Genomic DNA, 17,536 nt, shown 5'->3' on the forward strand with positions numbered 1-17,536 from the left:
TGAAGCACCCGGTAACCCCTGCTCCTTGACATAGACGGCCGGATCAGGCCGATCAACAAAAGTGTGGAGGACTCTTGGGAGTTCTTCATCCGACAGATGAGATCTCGGCGCGCGCGTCGAATGTCTCAGGATTGCGAGAATATTGTGACCGACACGATGAATGCCACTGCGGATCAGAACATCAACCCGTACCGGGCGATCGGACTCGACCCGCGCAACGAGCTGGGGATCAGTGGTGGGCTGATCACGATGGTCGAGCCGGACCGCGGGCACGAGCGCGCGTACAACCGTTGGTACGAAGATGACCACTTCTTTGCCGGCGCAGTGGTAGGACCCGGCGTGCTCGGCGGTCGCCGCTGGGTCGCGACCCGCGATCTGCAGTTGCTCCGGTTTCCGGAGGACTCCCCGGTAGTCCAGCCGGTCACTGACGGTGCGTACATCTCGACGTATCTGCATGCCGCGGACCGCTTCGATGACGTCCGTTCGTGGAGCGCGCCGGCCATGGTCGAGAATCTGGCTCTCAAGCCCGAACGGACCTTTGAACACCGCAAGCACATCTACACCGGCATGCAACTCCACGAGTTCACCGTGGTGCGGTCCGATCTGCCCTCGATGCGCGCAGAGCATGCCTTCTTGCATCCGATGAAGGGGCTGGTTTTCGAGATCATCGACATTGCCGAGGGTGCCTCGCGCGATGAGGTTCTTGCTGCGTTGCGCGACACCGTGATTCCAGGGGAGCTCGAGGGTTCTCCGATCGCGATGGCGATCGCATCTCGATCACACCCGAAGCGTGCGCCGAACTTCGATGGTTCGGGCAGCACGATTCCGCGGGCGCCGGGTATGCCTTACAACGACAGTGTTGCGTTGCAGGTGCTGTGGTTTCTGCAGGAGGATCCACGCTCGTGCTGGTCACGTTTCCGTTCGCATACCGAGAAGATTGCCGCTGTGGGTGGCGAGCTTGTTTTCGCGGCACCGTTCGTTCCGACGATCGTCGGCACCGACGCCTACATCGACGAGCTGCGTTAGCGTCGTCGATCCCTCCTGCGACGCTGGCGTTGTTCAGTTGTTGGTGTGGTCGCTGTTGGATGCCGCATGCCGAGATTGTGGTAGCGCTGAGACGAATACGTCTGGCGGGTAACGAAATCCGCGACAGCGGAAGGAAAGGTCGGTTCAGTGAGTACGAGGCTTGAGGGCAAGGTTGCAGTAGTGATCGGCGGTGCCAGTGGCATCGGCGCTGCGTCGGTGCAGCGGTTTGTGCATGAGGGTGCGCGTGTGGTGATCGCCGACGTCAATGACGAGCTGGGGGAGTCCCTCGCCCGGGACCTGGGCTCGGGGGCTCTCTTCGTGCACGCCGACGCTACCAACCAAGGGGATTGGGATCGGTTGTTGGAGAAAACGAGTGAGCATTTCGGGCCGCTCGATGTGCTTGTCAACAGTGCCGGCGGTGGGCGCGGCGTCGGCAATATCGTCGACGAGGTGTACGAGGGTCATCACGCGATCCTCGAACTGAATGTCACCTCGGTATGGATGGGCACACGTGCGGCGCTGCCCATCATGGCCGCACACGGTGGCGGGTCGATCGTCAACATCTGCTCGATCGATGGGCTCGTCGGTGTATCGGGGATGACGTCGTTTGTCGCGGCGAAGTTCGCTGTCACGGGACTGACCAAAACCGTGGCGTTCGAGGGAGGCCCACTCGGCGTGCGGGTCAACTCGATCCATCCCGGATTCATCGAGACACCGATGATGCTCAAGAACACCGGCAAAGTGCGCGCTCGTCTCGTGGCGGCGATGGAGAAGCAGCCGATCGCCCGGTTCGGCAAGCCGGAAGACATCGCCAACGCGGTGTTGTTCTTCGCCTCGGACGAAAGCTCGTACTGCACAGGTACTTCGCTGGTTGTCGACGGCGGTCAGCTCGCCGGACCGCATCGCGAAGCGATCTGAGCCGTCACCCCCGACATCGGGCCCGTTCTTACTTTCTCTACCAATTGATTTCAGTTCCCTCGCTCCCGATACCCCCCAACACTCTTGTTATCAGTGAAAGGTCGACGATGTTTCGGCAAAGACGTCTTCTCAGCGCGGCGATCGCTGCGGTGAGCTCGGTGACCCTGTTGCTCACCGCCTGCGGTTCATCCTCAACCTCGGGCGGAGCTTCGGAGGATGTCGGCGAACCGGTCGCCGGGGGTGCCGGGCGTATCATCCAGACCGCCGAGCCGCGCAGCCTTGACCCGGCGGTGTTGTCGAACGTGTACGCGACGCAACCACAGTTGGGCAATGCGTTGTACGGGACTTTGATGGTCAACGATGTCGAGTCGCTCGACATCGAATACAAGATGGCCGAGGACTTTTCGACCACTGATGGCGGCAGCAGCTACACGCTGAAGCTTCGGCCGGGACTGATGTTCACCGACGGCACCCCGCTCGATGCCGCGGCGGTCAAGTTCAACTGGGAGCGCATGCGTGACCCGTCACTCGGTTCAGGCGCGAGCAAGGTCAGTCCCCAGATCTCCGGGACCGAGGTGGTCGACCCCACGACGTTGAAGGTCGCGATGGTGGCCCCGAATCAGCACTTTGCTCAGGCTGTGGTCAGCACTTCGCTGAACTGGGTTGCGTCGCCGACCGCGTTGCAAAAGGGGAAGGTGGAGTTCGACAAGGCCCCGGTCGGTGCCGGTCCGTTCACGATGACCAATTGGAGCCGTCAGGACAAGCTGACCATGGCGAAGAATCCGGGCTACTGGGATGCTCCCAAGCCGTACCTCGACACTCTCACCATTCAGTTCGTGCCCGATGCCGCTCAGCGTTTCAACGCTGTCACCAGCGGCGCAGTGGACCAGGCGTCGGAATCGAATGCCGCGAACTTCGCCAAGGCGGAAGCGGCCGGGCTCAAGACCGATCTCGTGGAAACCGGTGGCGGCTATTACATGGCGATGAACTTTCGCCGTGCGCCCTTCGATGATGTGAGAGCGCGCCGGGCGGTGTCCTTGGCCCTGGATCTCGACACGCTCAACATGGTGGTCTATAACGGTGCCGGAGACGCGTCGACGACCCTGTTCCCGGAGGTCTCCCCGTTCTACAGCGATATTCCGTTGCGTGAGAGCAACAAAGCCGAGGCGCAGGCGCTGTTCGACGAGTTGGCCGCCGACGGCAAACCCGTCTCGTTCGATTTCACCTCGTTCTCGTCCACAGAGAACAAACAAACCGGTGAGGCAGTACAAGCTCAGCTCAGCGCCTACGACAACGTCGAAGTGGGTATCACCGCGCTCGATTCCACTGCGATCGGTTCAGTCGTGGCAGCCCGTGACTTCGACATGGTGGTGTCCACCGCGATGATCCTGGACCCCGATACCGAACTGTGGGGTGCTTTCCACTCGAAATCCCCGGGCAACATGACCGGAGTCAGCGATCCCCAGCTCGATGCGGCACTCGATGCCGGACGGGTCGGCACCACGGTCGACGAACGTAAAGAGGCCTACGACGCCGTGCAGGAACGGCTCGTGGAGTTGGTTCCGGGCATCTTCTTCGTCCGTGCTGTGCCCTCCGTGATCTCCGGCACCAATGTTCAGGGCATCGATATGTACGGTCTGGGTTCACCGTTGCCCGAAGAGATGTGGTTGACGAACTAGTCGGGGACGGCAGAAACCTCGCGCGCGGCAATGGAACCCGAGCGCAGGTGAACCGTTGCCGGTGTTCGCCTCTGACAGATCAATCCCAATCGTGGTCTGGTGCGCGTCCGCCTATTTGGCGCGTCAGCAGTTGTGCCGATGCAATCACCGGTTGCGCGGCCGCGGCGATCTCGCTGCCCTTGAGGCTTCCGAGATGGAGCAGGGTGACGGAGAAGGCCACGCGTCCATCTGGGTCGAAGATCGGTGCCCCGATGTTCCCGACCAGATATTCGATATCGGGCTCGAAATCCAGTACGGCATAACCGGGTTGCTCGTCGAAGAATTGCTGCAGGAGGGCTTCGCGCAGCCCCGGTTCGTTCGGGCGATCGGCCAGCTGTTTGGTCAGCGAGCGTCGTTTGGGGCTGGGGTCGTCGAGGCCGATCGTGTAGCCCCGCTGCCTGACCACCGGGCCATAGGCCTGTGTGTATGCGGTGACGCGTTCCTGTAGTTCTTCCGGTAGATCGGCGATCCAGTCCCGTAGCGCAGCAGGCGGCATCCACGCCATGAAGGGCTGTCCGAACGGAGGTATGAGAGGTATGCGCTGACCGGGCGCCAGTGCAAGCTGTTGTCCGGTTGGTCTGCCCTCGACCGCGATACAGAGTATGTCGGTGCCAACCAGCACAGTGCCCGAGCATTCGTGGCCGGTACTCGCTGCCAGGTTGGCCATCTCAGATCGTGCCAGTTCGATGACCGGGTGGGCGTCGGCGGCCGCGTGCCCGGCGGCGACCACTGCCGGCCCCAGCGTGTAGGTCTTGTGGCGCGGGTGCCTGCTCACGTAACCCCCGTCGCTCATCGCCTTGAGCACCGAGAACATCGACGCGGGACTGACATCCAATGACTTGGACAGCTCGCTCAGCGTGAACGAGCCCCGCTTGTTCACGGTGAGGAAATCCAGCACCTGTAGAGCTCGCCGAGCAGCGGGGGACATTGAACTCCTTGTGTGTGGAACCACTTGACGCGAGCTGTGGTTCGGGCCAGCGTAACCCCGTCGTTCATGGAAGTCCTTTTCGACATATCAGAACAGATGCTCCAATGTCGAAGCGGTTCTACAGAGTTTGGCGCTGGGGGTTTTGGCTTCTGAACCGCACCGGCCCTGGGAAAGGCGAGACACCAGGTGTGCGACACGTGGTCAGGCGTTGGGGCTCTTAACGTTACGACGGCCCGGTGGTGTGGGAATATGGCCGACAATGATACAAATCGCGCGCCGACGGCCGATGAAGATGCTCGTGGTTGTTGTCACCACAATCGGCTTGGCGGGCACTGCTCTGGCCTGTTCCGCAAACGACACCGGACCCGGCGCTGCCGCGCAGCGATTCTTGGATGCCTTCGCCGACAACGATCCGGAGCGCGCGGGTCAGTCGACCGACCATCCTGACCCGGCGGCAACTGCGGTGAGTGCCACCTGGGACGGTCTGCGGGCAAGTGACATGTCGGCCGACGCGGGTCAGGTGAAGATCACCGGCGACACCGCGACGGTCAATGCCGACTACACGTGGGAGCTTCCCGGCGAGGAGAGCTGGGAGTATTCGGCGACGCTGCAGATGTCCCGGACCGATACCGGGTGGCTGGTGCGCTGGGTTCCCGCCGCGATCCATCCCCAGCTCGGTGGCACCCAGACGATGTCGTTGCGGACCCTCACGCCGGACCGCGCCCCGGTGCGCGAGAGTGATGGAACCAATGTCTTGGTGCCGGGAACGGTTCTCAACATCCAGTTCGACGCAGCTGTTGCCGCACAGTCGGATGCGGTGGCATCCACGGCAAGCGTGCTCGCCGACGCGTTGGGCAGATTCGAACCGGGTCTGTCTGCGCAGGTGATTGCCGAGCAGGCGACCGGACGCAGCGGCGCGTATTCGGTGATCACCCTGACCGAACGCGACTTCGACCTGGTGCGTGATCGGCTGGCCGGGTTGCCCGGGGTCGACGCCATCGAACAGGCAGACCTGGTGGCTCCCAACCCCGATTTCGCTCCGGCGTTGCTGGCGCAGGTCAAAAAGGAAGTGTCCAAGGATCTTGACGGGGATGCCGGCTGGCAAGTGGTGGCGGTGAATCCCAATGGTGCCGACGCCGGTGTCCTGGCCGAGACACCACCGGATCCGGCACCGTCCGTCGAGATCAGTCTGTCCCGTCAGGTGCAGGAAGCAGCACAGCGAGCGGTCAACACCCGCAACGACTTTCAGGTCGCGATGGTCGTCATCCAGCCGTCGACCGGGCGCATTCTGGCGGTGGCGCAGAACGAACTCGCCGACAAGGACGGGCAGATCGCGACGATCGGCCTCTACCCGCCGGGCTCGACCTTCAAGGTGGTGACATCGGTCGCGGCGATGGAGACCGGTCTGGCCACGCCATCCACCATGGTCGGGTGCCCGGGGGAGATCACCATCGGTGAACGAAGTGTGCCCAACTACAACGGATTCGCACTGGGCGTGGTGCCGATGCAGACGGCTTTCGCCCGGTCGTGCAACACCACATTTGCCGAACTCGCCAGTCAGATGGGGCCGTCCGATCTGACCCGCGCTGCGGCTTCGATGGGGATCGGGCCGGAGTATTCGGTGGTCGGACTGCCTCTCGATTCGGGATCGGTGCCCATTGCGCCGGAGCTGGTGCAACGGACCGAGGACGGTTTCGGTCAGGGCAAGGTGCTCACCAGTCCGTTCGGATTGGCGATGGTCGCCGCGACGGTGGCCCACGGTTCGACCCCGGTCCCGCAACTCATCCTCGGTCGTGACACCACGATCGCCGGACCCCATCCGACGGCCGACGCCGACGCGATCAACGGGATCCGTCCGATGATGCGTGAGGTGATCGCGTCCGGAACCGCGCTGCGGATGGCCGATCTCGGCGTTGTCTACGGCAAGACCGGAGAGGCCGAGGTCGCCGGTGGATCGCATGCGTGGTTCGCCGGATACCGCGGGGACCTGGCATTTGCGACGCTGGTTGTCCTTGGGGGCAGCTCCGACAATGCCGTGGCCGTCACCCACGAGATGCTTGCCGCCCTGCCGGAGTGAGGGCAGGCCGCCGGGTCGCTGGCTTTCTAAAAGACGCCCTGCCTATAATTTCCCCGATTGCCGCTATTTACGGATTCCGCTGTCAGCGGAACCGTAGATGGATCACCGGCGTCAGATCATGACTCGGGCCGGCGGGGCACTAGAGGGGAGTGCCTCGCCGGTCCGAGGGACGTTCAGAGGTGTGCGACGCCCGGTCCGGCAGAACCAACAATTGGCCGGTTTCGGGATGCGTCCACGTCAACACCGGATGGTCGTAGATCCTCGACAGGAGTTCGGCGGTCATCACCGATGCGGTCGGTCCGGCCGCCACCATCTGCCCGGCCTTCATCAGCAGCACCCGATCGGCATACGCCGCCGCAAGCGACAGATCATGGACGACCATGAGAATCGCTGCGCCCGCTGACCTTCGTTTGGACAGCAAAGCCAGCACACGTTCTTGATGGTGGATGTCCAGAGCCGCGGTCGGTTCGTCCAGCATCAGGATGTTTGCGTGCTGCGCCAGGGCGCGGGCGAGTGAGACCCGGGCCTGTTGCCCGCCGGACAGTTGGCTGAACGGTCGGTCCCGAATCTCGAGCAGGTCGCACTCGGTCATCGATTCGGCGACGATGGCCGCGGACTCGGCAGCCTCGGGGGTCCGACTCCACGGGAACCTGCCCATCTCGACCACTTCGTGGACCAGGAACGGGATATCGGTCCGTCCCGACTGGGTGACAAGCGCACGCCGGCGTGCGAGTTCGAGCGCGCCGATCTTGGTGAGGTCGGTGCCGTCGAGTGTCACGGTGCCTGCCGACAGTGGTCGCAAACCGGTCAGTCCGGATAGCAGCGTCGATTTGCCGCACCCATTGGGGCCGACGAGCGCGACGATCTCACCGTGGTTCAGCTCGAGGTCGATATCGGTGACGATGCGTCGGCCACCGATCGACACCTCGACACCGGATGTGTTGAGCGCGGGTACGGTCACCAGCCGACCCCCGCGTGCCGGCTTCGGCGGAGCAGCAGGAAGAACACCGGCCCACCCACAAGTGAGGTGAGGACACCAAGGGGCAGGTCGGCCCCGTCGATCAGCGTCCGCGATCCCAGATCGGCGGCACAGACCACGATGGCACCACCGATGACGCTGGTGGGCAGCAGGATGAGATGACGTGGACCGACGATGAGCCGCATCACGTGCGGCACCACCAGTCCGACAAACATCACGATGCCGGTGAAAGCGACTGCCGCCGCGGTCAACAGCGCAACAAGGAAGATCGCGATGCGCCGCACGGGTTCCACCCGGACACCCAGCGCCGCGGCCTGGATCTCGCCGAGTGAGAGCAGGTCGAGGCGTCGCACCAGCAGCATGCTGATCGAGATGCCCACGATCGCGATCGGCAGGACGACCCAGACCGGCTTCCATCCGACGCCCTGCAATGAACCCAGCTGCCAGAAGACGATCTGCTCGCGGTCGTTGGTATCGGCGACAAAGGTCAGGAACGCGATGATCCCGGCGGCGAAGGCGTTGACCGCGATGCCGATGAGAATCAACATCACCGGAGAGGTGGCGCCATCACGCATCGACAGCGTGTAGACCAACGCCGCGGTGATCAGCGCGGTGACGAATGCAGCCCCGGCCAGCCCCCAGACGCTCGCCCAGACGCCGCCGGACACGATGACCAGACAGGCTCCGACGGCGGCACCGGCGGACACCCCGATGACACCGGGTTCGGCCAGCGGGTTCGCCAATACGCCCTGCAGGAGGCAGCCGCCGCAGGCCAGTGTCGCCCCGACGAGCAGGCCCATCACGATCCGCGGAAAGCGCACTGCCCATAGGGTCTCTTCGCCGTTGGGTGAGCTGGGCATCGGGCCGATGTCGAGTCCGAGGTGATGCATGACCGAGCCGAACACCTCTGCGGGTGGGATCCGGACCTGACCGATGGATGCGGACCAGCCCACCAGGACAACAAGCAGCACCAGCATCCCGACGATGATCGCGGTGTTGCGGGCAGAGAGGGTCGTCCGCATACCGGATGGTGCGCCGACGCGCTCCTTGAGCGATGTCACCGGTAGATCGCCTGGGACAGGGCTGCGAGCACCCGGCCGGTGTTGGGTCCGAAGGTGAGGACCTCGGCTTCATCCATCTGGACGACGCGGTTGTCGCGTCCGGCGTCGGTCTGCGCCAGTCCAGGCAACGTGGCGACCTTGTCGAGGCCGCCGACCGAGTCGGCGCCCTGTGTCATCACGATGATCACGTCCGGGTCCGCGTTGATCATGGCTTCGGTGTTGACCGTGGTGAATGCCGATGTGAGTCCGGCAGCGGTGCCCGCGTCGACACCCCCGAGCGCGGTGATCAGGTCATCGGCACCGGAGTTGGGGCCGGCGAGCAATTGCAGGCGCGGTCCGCGGAGGTACAGAAAAGCCATCTTCGCGCCGCGGGCATCGTCCGGGACCTGTTCTTGCGCAGCCTTGATCTGGTCGTCGGTGCGGGTTGCGAGTTGTTCGCCTTCGTCGGGGACTCCGAGCGCCGTGGCGACATCCCGGATCATGGTTCCGGTGGTGGCGAGGGTGCGCTCGCTGCTCAGGACCACGACGGTCTGGCCCGCCGCGATCAACTGGTCGATTGTTCCCGGCGGCGTTGTCGATTCGTCGATGAGCACCACGGTTGGATTCTGCTGGAGAACGGCTTCGATGTTGACCGAATGGCCGGTGTCGGTGATCGTCGGCAGGTTTACTGCTTCGGGGATACCGGCGGCGCGCGATTTGGCGACCACGTTGGGGCCCAGACCCAGCGAGTAGACGATGTTGGCGATCGTTCCGCCGCGGTCGATCGGGATGATCCGGCTGACGTCGGTCACGGTGACGTCGCCATGGCCGAGCGAGGGGACGGTCACCGGGAGGACCGGTCTCGGGTTGGCGGCGACCGGTTCGACGACGGGTCCGTCGATGACCGCGGTCTGCGAGCCGGATCGCAGGAACTCATCGGGCGCTGCCGAACTCGTGGCCGAATCAGTCATCGGGGCCGTGGAGCAGCCCGCCATTCCACATGTCAGGACAACCAGCAGTGCGGTGACGGCTATGCGGCCGCGCAGTACCGGCCCCCGGTTGTGTGTCATGCACCACTCCATCTCAAAGGTATGTAAGCATAACCTTACTTGTCGTTTCGTGGCCTCGGGCATTGCGGTCGCCTTCGCGGGCTAGGCTGGAGCGCATGCCAGTTCGTGCCGCCCTCGCCCCCGGAAAGATCTCACCCACACTGCCGGTCCCCAGCAACATCGCTCGACCAGAGTATGTGTGGAAATCCACTGCCAAAGAAGGCGATGAACCGTGGGTGCAGACCCCGGAAACCATCGAGAAGATGCGCCTGGCGTCCAAGATCGCTGCCAATGCGCTCGCCGAGGCCGGTAAGGCCGTCGCGCCGGGTGTCACCACCGACGCGCTGGACCGGATCGCACACGAGTACATGATCGACCACGGCGCGTACCCGTCGACCTTGGGCTACAAGGGCTTTCCCAAATCGTGCTGCACCTCGCTCAATGAGGTGATCTGTCATGGCATCCCGGACTCGACGGTGATCGAGGACGGCGACATCGTCAACATCGACGTGACCGCCTACATCAACGGAGTGCACGGAGACACCAACGCGACGTTCCTCGCCGGTGACGTGGCGCAGGACGTGGTCGACCTGGTCGATCGCACGCGAGAGGCCACCGCCCGCGCAATCAAGGCCGTGCGTCCGGGCCGGGAACTGAACGTGATCGGCCGGGTCATCGAATCGTATGCAAATCGGTTCGGCTACAACGTGGTCCGCGATTTCACCGGTCACGGCATCGGAGAGACATTCCACAACGGCCTGGTGATCCTGCATTACGACCAGCCCAACATCGACACGGTTATCGAATCGGGCATGGTGTTCACCATCGAGCCGATGATCAACCTGGGCGGGCTCGAATACAACATCTGGGACGACGGCTGGACCGTGGTGACCGCTGACAAGAAGTGGACCGCTCAGTTCGAGCACACACTGGTTGTCACGGACTCGGGCGCCGAGATCTTGACTTTGCCGGACGCCTGATCGGTGTCGGCCCCGCAGCCGATCCGGGGCGCTTTGCTGGTCGCCGGAACGAGTTCCGACGCCGGTAAGAGCCTGATCGTTGCCGGTCTGTGCCGGGCGCTGCATCGACGCGGTGTGTCGGTCGCGCCGTTCAAGGCGCAGAACATGTCGAACAACTCTGCGGTCACACTCGATGGCGGTGAGATCGGCCGGGCGCAGGCCATGCAGGCCGCTGCCTGTGGTCTGGCGCCGTCGGTCCGGTTCAATCCGGTGCTCCTCAAACCCGGCAGTGACAGCCAATCGCAGGTGGTGGTGCGCGGCCGGGTGGACGGAACGGTCGGCGCGTCCGACTATCACACGCGGCGGACGGCATTGGCTCAGATCGTCGCCGAGGAATTGGCTTCTCTGCGTGCTGATTTCGACGTGGTGATCTGTGAAGGTGCGGGGTCTCCCTCGGAGATCAACCTGCGGCGCTCCGACATCGCGAACATGGGCCTGGCGCAGGCCGCGGACTTGCCGGTGCTGGTGGTCGGCGACATCGATCGCGGGGGAGTGTTGGCCCATCTGTTCGGCACACTGGCGTGCCTGAGTCCTTCGGATCAGGCCCGCATAGCCGGGTTCGTGATCAACAAATTCCGCGGATCTGTTTCGCTGCTGGAACCAGGGTTGGTGCAGCTCGAACAACTCACCGGCCGACCGACGCTGGGTGTGGTGCCCTTTGCCGAGGGTTTGTGGCTCGATGCGGAGGATTCCCTGGCCTCGGTGGTCGGTCATACGGTCGGCCGTGCCGCCCCGGCGGTGGGTACCGATCGCCTGTCGGTGGCTGCGATCCGGTTGCCACGGATCTCGAACTCGACCGACGTCGAGGCGTTGGCGTGCGAGCCGGGTGTCGATGTCCGGTGGGTCGACGACGCGGCCGCGGTGGCGACGGCAGATCTTGCGGTGCTGCCCGGCAGCAAGGCCACGGTCTCGGATCTGGCCTGGTTGCGATCCCGAGGCCTCGATACCGAGTTGATCAACCGGGTTGGTCAGGGCAAGTCGGTGCTCGGCATCTGTGGTGGTTATCAGATGTTCGGACGGGAAATCGTCGACAACGTCGAAGGCAGCGCGGGAGCAGTACAGGGGCTCGGTCTCCTCGATCTGCGGGTGCGGTTCGAGACCGACAAGATTCTTCGACAGGTCAGCGGTTCCGCATTCGGAAAACCGGTGCACGGCTACGAGATCCATCACGGGCGGGTCGTCGGCAGCGGTGATGCCGCGTTGCTCACCGACAACGATTTCGGTCCGGAGGGCAGCGTCGCGGGTGTGGTCGTCGGCACGCATTGGCACGGACTGCTCGCCTGCGACGAGTTCCGTCGGGAGTACCTGATGCGGGTGGCGGAGCAGGCGGGGCTGGCCGGTTTCGTGGCCGGCCGGGTCTCGTTCGAAGCCGCGCGCATGGCTCAGCTCGATCTGATCGCCGATCTGGTGGAGACACACCTCGATTTCGATCGCGTGAGCGAGATCATCGCCAATGGGGCGCCGAGCGGATTGCCGGTGATCACGACCGCGTTGACCTGATCAACAAGACTCCGACCCATCGCCGATGTGGTGTCGAGTTCACCCGCGGCGAGGGTCTCGGCACGTAGGCTGACGCAGGTGAGCATCGAACACCGCAGCATCACTGTGGGCGACCTGGAATTCGACGTCCGGATCGGTGGCCCAGAAAACGGGCCGTCCGTACTCCTCTTGCACGGATTCCCGACCACCGGAGCCTGTTTCGACCATGTGGTCGGCCGATTGCACGATTCCGGCCTCCGAACGATCGTCCCTGATCAGCGTGGTTACAGCGCCGGCGCCAGGCCCGACGGCGCCGAGAACTATCAGCTCGAGTATCTGGTTGCCGACGCGATCGGCATCCTCGATGCGCTCGGTGTCGGCTACACGATGGTGGTCGGCCACGATCTCGGGTCGCTGGTCGCCTGGCATCTGGCATCGAAGCATCCGCACCGGGTGACCGGACTCGTTGCGATCAGCGTCGGCCATCCGTCGGCCATTGCGGCGTCACTGGCATCCAGTGACCAGCGCGACCGCTCGGCGTACATCCTCGATTTCGTGAAGACCGGGGCCGAGGACGTGATGCTGGCCGACAACGCGAAGATCCTCCGCGATCTCGTGCCCGACGACAGCGTTCTGCCCCTGACCGAGCGACCGGCACTGACGGCGGCGTTGAACTGGTACCGCGCCAACTTCACCGGCGACATCAAGACCAACCTCGCCTGCGGGCCGATCGAGGCGCCGACCACAGTACTCTGGGGCGACGGCGACGCCGCCCTCGGACGTGAACAGGCCGAGGCCAGTGGACGATTCGTCTACTCCGACTTCCGCTTCTCCGCGCTCGAGGGGATGGATCACTGGATCCCGCAGAACGCCCCCGCCGCCGTTGCCAGCGAGGTCGCACTGCGTTCATCCGTCTGGTGAGGATCTAGTACGTCGGTGGCGGACAGTTTCGTCCCCGTTCCTCGCGGAGTTCACGGGTGAGTTGCGCTTCCAGTTCACGCTGTCGACGGTTCGCAAGTCGTTCTTGTTGGCGGCGTGCGTGTTTCGCGATGGTGCGCGACTGTTTGCGGTGCTGACCTGATTCTGGTCGTGTTGGCGGCCGCAGGCTTGGTGAGCCGCGTTGGTTGTCGAAGACGATCAGCCGCAGCGTCGGGAACAGATCGTCGCCGGTCCAGCCTGGGCCGTGGTAATGGCGTCCTTCGGGGGTGGTGAAGACCAGGCGGGTACGACCGGTCGAGGGGTCAGGATACTGATCATCTAGCCAGTCAGAGTAGGTCTTGAGCAGGTGATGAAAACGGCACAGCGTCTTCATTTCTGACGGATGGGTGCAGCCACCGGCCTCGGGATCGTTGTGGTTGTACTCGCAGGTGTGATCCAGGTCGGCGCCCCAGGCGTTGTGGTTGCAACCGGGCCACATGCAGTAGACATCTCGGATGCGGATATAGCTGTCGAGCACAGCTGAGGGCCGGTATTTGTCGCCGGGCTGGGTCGCGGGCACCGGAACCACCTGCACCCACGGCACTTCCACTGTTTCGGACGAATCCGGGAAGTCCGCGACGTCGGGAATCGGCGGTGCCTGGGCAAACATCTTCTTGATCGCCCGCGCCTTCTTCGACCGACGGGTCTTGCGGTTGCCCGCCGGCATGCTGCCGCCGGGATGCGTGGCCTTGTTGCCGATCGGCCGCGTGATCGACTCCGGCCGGGTTGCGATATCGCGGACATGGTCGCCGGAGATCACCCCGTGCCCGTCCAAGAACCCGGGATTGTCGGCAGTGCCGTCCAGGGTGGCCTGATCGGTGATCACGTGGAGCACGATCTTCACATCAACACCCGAGACCACCTGATCGGCCGGGACGGTGGTGATCTCGGCGGTGCACGGATGTTTGGGGTCGTTGGGACACTGGCAGTAGAACTCGCGGCCCATCACTGTGGCGAACAGTGCATCGGCCATCCGGTCGGATTTGCGGCGCGGATCAGCTTTGCAGGTCGACATAGCCAGCTTCTCCAGGCGGGCCATGATCATCGTCATTTCTTCCGCCGTGCCGTGGGCGTCCATCACGGCCATGCCGTGGTCGGCGTTCGAACCCCACACCCCACGATTCTTCTTCGCGTCCTGCCGGTTGTTGCGCACAAGGTCAGGGTCACGGCGGAAGATGGTGGCATCAACCATGTCCCGCATCCGGGGCTTCGACCACGAGCCGCGCCTGCGCAGGTGTTCGGCGATCTCACGATCAATGTCGGCCATATGCTCCGAACCGTCGATCAGATCAGTCCGGGAAATGATGTCTGCGATGTGGTGAACACGGATCCGTCCTGCCTTGAGCAGAGCGTTGACCTGGGGGAGTCGGTCCCGTAACGCAAGCCCGCAGTTGATCTGACGTTCCGCAGCTTGCTGCGTGATTCCCTGAGCTGCCGACAATCTCGCAGCACACTGGGCAAACGGATCGAGCGCCCGCATCTCGACCTCGGTGCCTGCGGACGGTTGGACCAACTGACGGTGCAACTCCGCAGCGGCGGTATAGCGTTCCCACTCCATCCGACTCTGCCGCTTCATCGCCAGGTCGGTGTTGCGTAACAGTTCGTTTGGACGCAGCAGATGGGCAGGGCCGATCTCATCGTCCCCACCTGCATCTTCGATCTCCCCCTCGAACATACATGCGATGCTATCCGAGGGGTCTGACATTCGATTCTGTTAGGAGGACCGACTAAATCTCCAGGCCGAGCAGTGCGTTCTCGAGAACCTCGGGCATCGCGGGGTGGATCCAGTACTGGCCGCGTGCCAAGGTGTGCGCGTCGGTGCCGAAGGACATCGCCTGGATCAGCGGCTGGATCACCGTCGGCGCCTGCGGCCCGATGATGTGGCCACCCAGGATCCGGCCGGTGCCCTTTTCCGCAATCACCTTGCACAGGCCGGTGGTGTCTTCCATTGCCCAGCCGTAGGCGACGTCGCCGTAGGCCTGGACCTTGACGGTGATGTCGAGACCGGCAGCGGCGGCTTCGTGTTCGGTCATCCCAACTGATGCGATCTGAGGGTGGGTGAAGACCGCACCCGGGACAAACCGGTTGTCGAAGGAGTCGAGATCGGTTCCGTTCCAGTCCCGCAACAGGTTTGCCTGCACAATGCGGCCTTCGTGATTGGCGACATGCTTGAGCTGGTACGCCGAACTGACGTCACCGAGCGTCCATACGTTTCGAGCTGCCGTGCGGCCGAACGCATCACGCCGGATCCGGCCTTCGTCGTCGACTCCGACCCCGATGGTCTCGAGCCCGAGTTTGTCTGAGTTCGGTGTCCGGCCGACAGCGACAAGCAATGCGTCGGCGTCCAGGACGGTGCCGTCGGCGAGTTCCATCCGAAGGCCCCGCTCCATGGGCTTGAGGGTGGTCAGCTTGGAGTTGAGGTGCACATCCCAAGCCTCGGTGGCAATCTCGGTGAATCGTGCGGAGATGTCGTGGTCCTGGGCCCGCAGCAGTGCACCGCTGCGCGCGATGATCGACACCTTCGAACCCAGTGCCCCGAAGACGTGGGCGAACTCGGCCGCGATGTAGCCACTGCCCACGATGATGAGATGTTCGGGCACCTCCGGCAGTCGCATGATGTCGTCGTTGGTGTGTACTTTTACGCCGCTGTCAGTGATGGCATCGGGTATCACCGGCCGCGAACCCGAAGCGATGACAACCTTGGTGGCCAGAACGAGATCGCCTGCCGCAGTGCGCAAACGGTATCGTCCGTCGGCATCGACACCGTCGAACTCCACGTGGCTGGAATAGACCGTGATGTTGTCGCAGTCCTCCACGCGGTAGCGCTTGCCGCCTGCGGAGATCGGGTCGATGCGTCCGAAGACGCGGTGCACGATGCCCGGCCAATCGACCTTGTCGACCGAGCCGGTGACACCCACACGGGCGCCTTCGCGGATGGTCTCGGCGACCTCGGCGGCGTAGACGAACATCTTGGTGGGGATGCAACCCACGTTCAGGCAGGTCCCGCCGTAGATGCTCTCCTCGAAGATCGCGATCTGCTGGTCTTCGAACCGCTCGTCGGGAATCGAATTACCGGTACCCGATCCGATGATCGCCAGATCAACCAATGTCGGTTCAGGCATTCTGTCCACCTCGTATTCGTTTTTGGTTGCTCTGCAACCAGTTGTCCATCTCGGCGTACGCGAGTTCGCGTACGCCCGTTTTCGACAAGAAGACGTCATGCCGCGCGCCGGGTACGGGGACCACGCAGACGCGGTTGCCCAGGCACCCGGCCCAACGCGCGATCTGGCGGGTGTCCAACACACCGTCGGCCGAATCTATGTGCGGAACCACGCCGTCCGGGCCGGGCCCGGCCAGAGTGGTCGCGTCGGAGCGCAACACCAACGACGGGACGCCGACGTCGAGGCCTTGGTGCAGGCGGGCCTGGCCGTGGCGGACCGCGCTGAGGAATCCGAAGGTCACCGGATATCCGTCCAGCGGTTTGTAGTTCAGGTCGTAGTCCCATTCGCCGTACACCGAGTTGTGCAGGCTTCGGCCATAGGCGCCCTCGAGCTTGCGCGGGATGGCTGTCGTCGGCCGAACGCGGGCGACCGAATTGATCACCGTGGTTCCGACGGTGCGCAGGAGCGGTGCACCCTGCAGATCGAACCAGGGGGAGTTGAGGATCAGCCCGGCCGGCCTGCCGACCGCGGTACCGGGACGCGCGCGGCGCCGGTCGAGCCAGAGTGGAGTGACGAGGCCTCCGGTGGAGTGGGCGACGACGATCACCGGCGCTGAGGCGGTGTCGGAGTTGATCTGGGCCATCGCCAGGTCGAGTTCGGTGTCGTAGGCCGCCAGGTCGGTGATCTGGTGTGGCGTTTGTCCCTGGCGTTGGGAACGGCCACATTTACGCAGGTCCAACGCATAGAATGCGTATCCGCGCGAGGTGAAGAACTCAGCCAGTTCGCGCTGGAAGAAGTAGTCGGTGAATCCGTGGACATAGAGGACTGCTGCCGTGGTCGCCTCGGGCCGCTGGTGCCGGATCAGGGTTGCGACGATCTCGCCTTCTCCGTCGGGATCGGTTCCCAGGTCGAAGGTCAGTGTCGAGAAGTCCGGGCCGAGGGCGTCGGGCTGCCAGGATGAAGGTGCCACGGTTGTTCACTGTAGCCAGCGCCGCGGGCGGCGGCGTCGTGGTGCGGCAAGGGCGGACCAGTTGCAGTGCACCGGGACTGATGAGAGACAATGGTCGCCACACGTAGATAGGCTGGAACAGGAAGTTGAGCTGGAGTGTCTGAGTCTGCAACCCCGCGCGACGGTGGAGTGATCACAACCGACATTGCGCTGGT

General features: G+C 63.8%; 14 protein-coding genes. 7 read left to right on the forward strand and 7 right to left on the reverse strand.

The window, feature by feature from the left end; translation table 11 throughout:
- The first annotated feature begins 144 nt into the window (after positions 1-144).
- The 3 genes from AC1TQG_RS17610 (at position 145) to AC1TQG_RS17620 (ending at position 3,623) form a co-directional block, all read left to right on the forward strand.
- Entirely contained in the window at positions 145-1,026 is an 882-nt protein-coding gene (locus tag AC1TQG_RS17610; RefSeq protein ID WP_482139074.1) for a hypothetical protein, read from the forward strand.
- Between the two features lie 147 nt (positions 1,027-1,173).
- On the forward strand, positions 1,174-1,944 hold the full coding sequence (locus tag AC1TQG_RS17615; RefSeq protein WP_482139075.1) for an SDR family NAD(P)-dependent oxidoreductase: 771 nt from the start codon (positions 1,174-1,176) through the stop codon (positions 1,942-1,944).
- A 107-nt stretch (positions 1,945-2,051) separates the two neighbouring features.
- Positions 2,052-3,623 carry an ABC transporter substrate-binding protein gene (locus tag AC1TQG_RS17620; RefSeq protein WP_482139077.1) on the forward strand — a complete coding sequence of 524 codons (1,572 nt, stop codon included), beginning with the start codon at positions 2,052-2,054 and terminating at the stop codon, positions 3,621-3,623.
- A gap of 79 nt (positions 3,624-3,702) precedes the next feature.
- Here the strand turns inward: AC1TQG_RS17620 and AC1TQG_RS17625 are convergent, their stop codons facing one another.
- Positions 3,703-4,590 carry an IclR family transcriptional regulator gene (locus AC1TQG_RS17625; RefSeq protein ID WP_482139079.1) on the reverse strand — a complete coding sequence of 296 codons (888 nt, stop codon included), beginning with the start codon at positions 4,588-4,590 and terminating at the stop codon, positions 3,703-3,705.
- Positions 4,591-4,876: 286 nt separating this feature from the next.
- Here AC1TQG_RS17625 and AC1TQG_RS17630 point away from each other — a divergent pair, with 286 nt between their 5' ends.
- On the forward strand, positions 4,877-6,667 hold the full coding sequence (locus AC1TQG_RS17630) for a penicillin-binding transpeptidase domain-containing protein (RefSeq protein WP_482139081.1): 1,791 nt from the start codon (positions 4,877-4,879) through the stop codon (positions 6,665-6,667).
- A gap of 139 nt (positions 6,668-6,806) precedes the next feature.
- Here the strand turns inward: AC1TQG_RS17630 and AC1TQG_RS17635 are convergent, their stop codons facing one another.
- The 3 genes from AC1TQG_RS17635 to AC1TQG_RS17645 are packed head-to-tail and all read right to left on the reverse strand — an operon-like array spanning position 6,807 to position 9,756.
- Entirely contained in the window at positions 6,807-7,628 is an 822-nt protein-coding gene (locus AC1TQG_RS17635; RefSeq protein WP_482139082.1) for a heme ABC transporter ATP-binding protein, read from the reverse strand.
- Positions 7,625-8,668: a FecCD family ABC transporter permease gene (locus tag AC1TQG_RS17640; protein ID WP_482139879.1), complete on the reverse strand. Its 1,044-nt coding sequence runs from the start codon at positions 8,666-8,668 to the stop codon at positions 7,625-7,627. The genes AC1TQG_RS17635 and AC1TQG_RS17640 overlap by 4 nt, the downstream gene beginning before the upstream one ends.
- A 35-nt stretch (positions 8,669-8,703) precedes the next feature.
- Positions 8,704-9,756, reverse strand: a complete 1,053-nt coding sequence (locus AC1TQG_RS17645) for a heme/hemin ABC transporter substrate-binding protein (RefSeq protein ID WP_482139084.1) — start codon at positions 9,754-9,756, stop codon at positions 8,704-8,706.
- A gap of 95 nt (positions 9,757-9,851) precedes the next feature.
- Here AC1TQG_RS17645 and map point away from each other — a divergent pair, with 95 nt between their 5' ends.
- The 3 genes from map to AC1TQG_RS17660 all read left to right on the forward strand — a co-directional run bounded on the left by map (position 9,852) and on the right by AC1TQG_RS17660 (position 13,154).
- Positions 9,852-10,715 (forward strand): type I methionyl aminopeptidase, encoded by an 864-nt coding sequence (map, locus tag AC1TQG_RS17650; protein WP_482139086.1) that lies wholly within the window; start codon positions 9,852-9,854, stop codon positions 10,713-10,715.
- 21 nt (positions 10,716-10,736) lie between these two features.
- On the forward strand, positions 10,737-12,254 hold the full coding sequence (locus AC1TQG_RS17655; protein WP_482139881.1) for a cobyric acid synthase: 1,518 nt from the start codon (positions 10,737-10,739) through the stop codon (positions 12,252-12,254).
- 78 nt (positions 12,255-12,332) lie between these two features.
- Positions 12,333-13,154: an alpha/beta fold hydrolase gene (locus tag AC1TQG_RS17660; RefSeq protein ID WP_482139088.1), complete on the forward strand. Its 822-nt coding sequence runs from the start codon at positions 12,333-12,335 to the stop codon at positions 13,152-13,154.
- Positions 13,155-13,158: 4 nt separating this feature from the next.
- Here the strand turns inward: AC1TQG_RS17660 and AC1TQG_RS17665 are convergent, their stop codons facing one another.
- Genes AC1TQG_RS17665 through AC1TQG_RS17675 form a run of 3 tightly spaced genes read right to left on the reverse strand, consistent with a single transcriptional unit; the run spans position 13,159 to position 17,342 of the window.
- Positions 13,159-14,886: an HNH endonuclease signature motif containing protein gene (locus tag AC1TQG_RS17665; RefSeq protein ID WP_482139090.1), complete on the reverse strand. Its 1,728-nt coding sequence runs from the start codon at positions 14,884-14,886 to the stop codon at positions 13,159-13,161.
- Positions 14,887-14,938: 52 nt separating this feature from the next.
- Positions 14,939-16,333, reverse strand: coding sequence for a mycothione reductase (locus AC1TQG_RS17670; RefSeq protein WP_482139092.1), 1,395 nt, complete (start codon positions 16,331-16,333; stop codon positions 14,939-14,941).
- Positions 16,326-17,342, reverse strand: coding sequence for an alpha/beta hydrolase (locus AC1TQG_RS17675; protein ID WP_482139094.1), 1,017 nt, complete (start codon positions 17,340-17,342; stop codon positions 16,326-16,328). Before AC1TQG_RS17675 ends, AC1TQG_RS17670 begins: the two co-directional genes overlap by 8 nt.
- Between the last annotated feature and the right edge of the window lie 194 nt (positions 17,343-17,536).

This window comes from Williamsia sp. Y844, assembly GCF_056786475.1.

Coding starts and splice junctions, on each gene's coding strand:
- AC1TQG_RS17620 (WP_482139077.1), top strand. CDS start 2,052: ATGTTTCGGCAAAGACGTCTTCTCAGCGCGGCGATCGCTGCGGTGAGC.
- AC1TQG_RS17625 (WP_482139079.1), bottom strand. CDS start 4,590: ATGTCCCCCGCTGCTCGGCGAGCTCTACAGGTGCTGGATTTCCTCACC.
- AC1TQG_RS17630 (WP_482139081.1), top strand. CDS start 4,877: ATGAAGATGCTCGTGGTTGTTGTCACCACAATCGGCTTGGCGGGCACT.
- AC1TQG_RS17640 (WP_482139879.1), bottom strand. CDS start 8,668: ATGCGGACGACCCTCTCTGCCCGCAACACCGCGATCATCGTCGGGATG.
- AC1TQG_RS17645 (WP_482139084.1), bottom strand. CDS start 9,756: ATGACACACAACCGGGGGCCGGTACTGCGCGGCCGCATAGCCGTCACC.
- map (WP_482139086.1), top strand. CDS start 9,852: ATGCCAGTTCGTGCCGCCCTCGCCCCCGGAAAGATCTCACCCACACTG.
- AC1TQG_RS17665 (WP_482139090.1), bottom strand. CDS start 14,886: ATGTTCGAGGGGGAGATCGAAGATGCAGGTGGGGACGATGAGATCGGC.
- AC1TQG_RS17670 (WP_482139092.1), bottom strand. CDS start 16,333: ATGCCTGAACCGACATTGGTTGATCTGGCGATCATCGGATCGGGTACC.